The 6,294-nt window shown below is 64.6% G+C and carries 3 protein-coding genes; 2 read left to right on the top strand and 1 reads right to left on the bottom strand.

From position 1 onward, the window contains the following. Window positions 1–943: 943 nt before the first annotated feature. Complete coding sequence (locus GEV06_21350) at window positions 944–2,749, top strand: L-lactate permease (protein ID MPZ20434.1); 1,806 nt, start codon at window positions 944–946, stop codon at window positions 2,747–2,749. A 1-nt stretch (window position 2,750) separates the two neighbouring features. Here GEV06_21350 and GEV06_21345 read toward each other — a convergent pair whose 3' ends face one another. Further along, entirely contained in the window at window positions 2,751–3,863 is a 1,113-nt protein-coding gene (locus tag GEV06_21345; protein ID MPZ20433.1) for an aminotransferase class I/II-fold pyridoxal phosphate-dependent enzyme, read from the bottom strand. Between GEV06_21345 and GEV06_21340 the strand changes: the two genes are divergently transcribed. Further along, on the top strand, window positions 3,820–6,072 hold the full coding sequence (locus tag GEV06_21340; GenBank protein ID MPZ20432.1) for a SpoIIE family protein phosphatase: 2,253 nt from the start codon (window positions 3,820–3,822) through the stop codon (window positions 6,070–6,072). The two genes, GEV06_21345 and GEV06_21340, sit on opposite strands and share 44 nt — an antisense overlap. The last annotated feature ends 222 nt before the right edge of the window (window positions 6,073–6,294 follow it).

Raw genomic sequence — 6,294 nt, 5'->3', positions numbered from 1 at the left:
ACTACCGTGAGTTCATTGCGACGGCCGTTCGAGAGGTGACCAAGAACATTGCCGATCTGATCCACTCCAAACGACCGCGTGCGGGATTCTTCACCTACACGGATGAGTACGTCGACGGGATCATGTCGGAGTCGAACACCGGCCTGGAGCGCCCCTTGCCGCTGTGGCCGTATTCCGCGAGCGACAACGTCAGCCGGGCGCGCAACGCGCAGCCGGAGAAGATGGCCGTCAACCTTGCGATCGGCTTCGTCGACATTCCTTACCGGTTCGTGACGGTGCCGCCAGCAGAGATTCAGAGCCGACTGTACCAAAACATGGCGCACGGCTCGGGACCGGCCTTCGTGGCGCTCGGCACGCTCGACCAGGAAGACATGAGTGGCATCATGGCCGCGCGGCCGGTCTTCAGATTCCATGCCGAGCATGAACAGGGCATGATCGCTTATGTGCCGTGCGACGTGGGTCGCCTCTACTATCGTCACAGCTCTCCAGGGCACATGGCGCTGGTCGCTGATCTGATCGACCATTTGCTCCCGGACGGCCGCCAACTGAAGACCAACGCCCACCCGCTGGTCGAGATGACCGTCATGCGCCAGACGAAGAGCGCGCGCACGCTCGTGCATCTCGTCAACATCTCGGGTCATTCCAGCACGGCGTACTTCTCACCGATCGAGATGCGTGATGTCGACCTGGAGATCAAGGGACGCTTCCAGAATGCCCGCTCGATTCTCCTCAACCGCTCCTTGTCAGTGACCCGGTCCGGAGAGTACGCGAGCTTCTCGGTGCCACGCCTCGGGGCCTATGACGTCATCGTTTTGGAGTGACCGTGCCACGGTGTGAGACAGGAGACCCGTGGCTCTTCTTCGACTACAATGGCGCCGGCAAATCGACGTTACATCGTAACTGCAGTTATTCGACCTTCTGACGAAATCGAAGGGAGTAGCGTGTGGGTCTCGGCGTCTTGACTCTGCTCTCGCTGTTGCCGATCGTGGTAGTGGCAGTCTTCCTGGTGGGGCTGCGGTGGCCAGCCAGCAAGGCCATGCCGATCTCGCTGGCAGTGGCGGCGGCGCTCTCGCTAGGCATCTGGGGCGTGCCCGCGACGAAGGTGACCGCCGCCTCAATCAACGGTCTCATCATTGCCGCGTCACTGCTCTACATCATCTTCGGCGCGATTCTGCTACTGAACACACTGCAGGAGAGCGGCGGCCTGAAGGTCATTCGCCAGGGCTTCACCAACATCACGCCCGACCGGCGCGTCCAGGTGATCATCATCGCGTGGCTCTTCGGCTCCTTCATCGAGGGTGCAGCAGGGTTCGGCACGCCCGCCGCGGTCGCTGTGCCACTCTTGGTGGGGCTCGGCTTCCCGGGCATGGCGGCGGTGATGGCAGGCATGATCATTCAGAGCACGCCGGTGTCGTTTGGCGCTGGCGGCACGCCGATCCTCGTCGGCGTCAGCGGCGGCCTCTCGACCGACGCCTCGGTGCGGGCGTTTGCCGCGGGGATCGGATACACCGACTGGCCCCAGTTTCTCGGCTTCATCGGCGGCAAGGTCGCGCTGCTCCACGGCATTACCGGCACGCTGATACCACTGTTCGTCGTTGCGCTGATGACGCGGTTCTTCGGGAGGAACCGCTCATTCAGCGAAGGCTTGCGCGTCTGGAAGTTCGCCCTGTTCGCCGCCTTCGCGATGACCGTCCCGTACGTCATCCTCGCGCACGTGCTCGGTCCTGAGTTCCCCTCGCTCGTGGGAGCGCTGCTAGGATTGGCGCTGGTCGTCCCAGCCGCGCGAAAGGGCTTCCTGATGCCATCGCGCGAGGAATGCTGGGACTTCGAGCCTCGAGAGAAATGGGACGCGGAGTGGACGGGGAGCATCGAGGTCCGCGATATCGCCCACCAGAGCGGGCGCATGAGCCTGGCGCTGGCCTGGACGCCTTACGTGCTCGTGGGCCTGCTGCTGGTGCTCACCCGTGTGAGCGCGTTGCCGTTCGGGCAATGGCTGCAAGCCTGGACGATTGAGATCCCGGAGATCCTGGGCTCTGACATCTCCGCCAGTCTTCAGCCTCTCTATTTGCCAGGCACGGTGTTCATCGCCGTCTCTTTGATCACGGTCTTCCTCCATCGGATGCAGGCGGCATCCTTCCGACGCGCCGTCGGCATCTCTGCCAGGGTCATGATGGGAGCGTCGGTCGCTCTCATCTTCACGGTTCCCATGGTCCAGGTGTTCATCAATAGTGGCGGCGGGAGTGCCGGCTTCGAGCGGATGCCCATCGTGCTCGCAGAAGGCGTTGCCTCTCTAACCGGCGCCGCCTGGCCCCTGTTCGCGCCGCTCATCGGCGGGCTCGGCGCCTTCGTGGCCGGGAGCAACACGGTGAGCAACATGATGTTCTCGCTGTTCCAGTTCGAAGTGGGGCAGCGCATCGGTGTGGATCCCACGTGGGTCGTCGCGCTGCAGGCGGTGGGCGGTGCGGCCGGAAACATCATCTGCGTGCACAACGTGGTCGCCGCCTCGGCGGTCGTCGGGCTGACGGGCCGCGAAGGTGCCATCATTCGCAAGACGCTCCTCCCATTCGCTTACTACGCGCTGCTGCCTGGCGCCATCGGCTATTCGATTGTCTGGCACGCTCAGAAAGGGCTTCTCAATCTCGGGACGGTGCTGGCGCTCGCGGCAGCGGCGCTCGCCGTCGTCGTGATCTTCCGAGGGCAGCGTCTGGTGAGCCGTGTGTCGATGCCGTCGGCGATGAATGCCGACTGATCTATCCCAGGGCCTGCGCCAAGTCTTCTTTCAAATCTTCGACGTCCTCCACACCGACGGAGATTCGCAGAAGGCTGTCGGTGATGCCCAGCGCCTGCCGGCGCTCTGCTGGCACCGAGGCGTGCGTCATCGACGCGGGATGCGAGATCAAGGTTTCGACGCCGCCGAGGCTCTCGGCAAGCGCGAGGAGCCGTACGCGCTCGAGGACGGTCTTGGCCTTGTCGAGCGAGCCGACATCGAAGGCGATCATGCCGCCGAAGCCGTTCATTTGATAGCTGGCGAGATCGTGCTGCGGGTGGGAGGGCAGCCCAGGGTAATACACGCGCTCGACCCCAGCATGTGCGGCCAGGAACTCGGCAAGCGCCAGGCCATTGATGTTGTGCTGGGCCATGCGTAACGCGAGGGTCTTCGTGCCGCGGAGGACCAGCCAGGCATCGAATGGCCCGAGAATGGCCCCTGCCGCATTCTGAACGAACTTCAGCCACTCGATGTGATCGTCACGCACCGCGACGACGAGCCCGCCAACGCCGTCGCTGTGGCCGTTGAGATATTTGGTCGTGCTGTGGATCACCAGGTCCGCGCCGAGCTCGATCGGGCGCTGCACGTACGGGCTCGCAAACGTGTTATCCACGGCGACCGGCACGTCGTGAGCATGGGCGAGCTCGGACAGCGCCTCGAGATCCGTGAGGCGGAGGATAGGATTGGTTGGTGTCTCGACGAAGAGCATCCGCGTGGCCGGCGTTAGGGCAGCTTCGACCGCGTCGAGGTCGCCGGTATCGACATAGCTGAACGTCACACCACAGCGGCTGCGCACGCGCTCGAACAATCGATACGTGCCGCCGTACGTATTGTCCGTCACGAGGACGTGGTCCCCCGACTGCACGAGCGTGGCGACGGCGTCGATGGCGGCCATGCCCGACGCAAAGGCGAAGCCCGCGCGTCCCCGCTCGAGCGACGCGACGTTGGCTTCGAGCGCCGTGCGCGTCGGGTTGCTCGTGCGGGCATACTCGTGCCCCTTGTGCCGGCCGAGCGCCTCCTGAACGTACGTCGACGTCTGGTAGATTGGCGTGATGATGGCGCCGGTCGCCGGGTCCGGCTCCTGGCCGGCGTGGATGCAGCGCGTGCTGAAGCGGGCATGCGGTGTCAGTTTCACGGGTGCGTGTCCTCGGGTGTTGGCAGTCAGCGTTGGCCTCTTTAGCCAACGTTACACTACATTCTGTTATCATTTTGCAAGCCGCCTCATGGCCCGCCCACCCGCCGCCAGACAACTCCGCCAGTCTCACCGCGCCGACCCGCCGTTGCTTCCCGTGCGGCTGCAACCACAGCCGCCGCAGGCGGTGAGGATACGCGTCCGGGAGATCCTCACCCAGCACTGGCTCGGGCGGTTGTTCGTCGCGGTGCTCGTGGTGCGGATCCTCGTGATGCCGTTCGAGCTCGTCGGCATCGAGAACGCGCTCTTGGCGCTGCTCCGCAAGGTGGCCAACCTCCTCCTCATCGGCATTGGCCTGTACGGCGGCGTGCGGCTCTGGCTGATCGTGCAGCGGCGGCTGCTGTGGCGGGTGAGGCGGCGCCTCGTGCTGTCCTACGTGCTGATGGGGCTCGTGCCTGTCCTGCTGGTCGGGCTGTTCTTCCTCTTCGCTGGCTGGTTGTTCCTGATGAACGTCGGATCCTATCTCGTGCTCCGCAGCCTCGACGAGCGCGTGATGGATGCCGATCAACTCGCGCAGAGCCTCTCGGCCGAGATCGCCGCTGACGCGAATGTCGACGCGGCCGAGGTGCTGGCGCGGCACGTGGCGACGTCGAGAGGCCAGTATCCCAACATCTCCATGGCCGTCGTGCGTCTGGCGTCAGGACAGGGTGCCCGTGCAGGCACCTGGGAGCACGCGCCGCCGCCAACGACCATCCCGGCGCACGTCGTGGATGCCGGGCACTATGCGGACAAGCTGCCGGTCCGCGACCCCAACCTCCCCGACGAGACGCGTCAGCTCGTCGCGCGCGCCGCAGCCTGCGCACCCAGCGACTCACCAAGCTCTTGCGCCATCGTCGACGTGCCGATGGGGGAGGGGGCCGTCGAGCAGCTACGACGAGAGGTGGGCATTCGGCTCGAAGAGCTCGACGAGCGCCCGCGCGAGAGATCCTCGCTGGCGCGAGATGCCGCCGGTCGCATTCCGTGGAGCACACACTTCACGTACCGAGACTGGACGACGGGCAAGAGCCTGCCGCTGGAAGTGTTCTTTCGCGCACGGCCGCTCGAGATCTACGAGCGCATGGCGGCGGCTCGATGGGTCGGCAGTCAGTGGACGTTCGGTCAGTTGCTCTTCCTGTTGCTGCTCGTCGTGGCCGGCATGTTCCTGGTGATCTACGCCGTCGCGTTCATCATGGGCTTTTCCCTCGCCCGCTCCATCACCGGCGCGATCCATCAACTGTTCATCGCCACCGAGCGCATTCGCGAGAACGACTTTACGCACCGCATCGAGGTCAGGACGCGCGATCAATTGGGCGAGCTGGCGGTCTCGTTCAACGCCATGACGTCCAGCATCCAGCACCTGCTCCGAGAGCAGGCGGAGAAGCAGCGGCTGCAGGAAGAGCTGCGGATCGCGCGCGATATCCAGGCGTCGCTCCTGCCGCGCGGGCCGCTCCGCCTGCCGGGCGTTGCGATGGCCGCACTCTGCGTCCCCGCACGAGAAGTAGGCGGCGACTACTATGACTTCTTCGTCCTGGCGGAGGACCGCGTCGGCCTGCTCGTGGCGGACGTCTCAGGCAAGGGCACGTCGGCGGCCCTCTACATGGCGGAGCTGAAGGGGCTCATGCTGTCGCTGAGCAGGGTGTATCCGTCACCCAAGCAGCTGCTCATCGAGGTCAACCGCGTCCTCTCCGAGAGTCTCGACAGCCGCAGCTTCATCACGATGACGTATGCCATCATGGACCTCTCGCAGCGCACGCTCACCTACGCGCGGGCGGGTCACACGCCGCTCATCCATCTGCTCGCGACCGAGTCATGCGCACGTATCCTGACGCCGAACGGGCTCGTGCTGGGGCTGCGTCTGGAGGGGATTGCTGCGAAGTTCGAGCAACTCCTCGAAGAGGTGATCGTCCCACTGGCACCGGGCGACCTGTGCGTGCTCTTCACCGACGGGATCACGGAAGCCATGAACGGCGGCGCGGACCTGTTTGGTGAGGGACGGTTTTGTGAGCTCCTCGAGCAGCAACGACATCTGCCGCCCGAGGAGCTCCGCGAGCACATTCATGGAGAACTGAAGACCTGGGTCGGGGAGGCGGATCAGCACGACGACATGACCATGATCTTGCTGAAGGTGGGATAGGGGAGGGATCAAGGGATCAAGGGGGCAAGGGGCGGAGGGCGAGGCGGCAACACGTTGCCTTTGTTCGACGTTACCCCCCGCCGCGTGAGCTACCTCCTTTACCCCTCATCCCCTTGATCCCTGGACCCCTTAACCCCTGTATTGCGAACAACACCCTCGCCGTGAGACCTTCTCAGGAAATGGTGGTCGTCTTTCGGACCGCGTCGGACGTTGAAGCAACCC

It is taken from the genome of Luteitalea sp. (assembly GCA_009377605.1).
GTDB lineage: Bacteria > Acidobacteriota > Vicinamibacteria > Vicinamibacterales > Vicinamibacteraceae > WHTT01.
The sequence above is the reverse complement of the archived record's forward strand: the minus strand, read 5'-3'. Positions and strand labels throughout refer to the sequence as shown.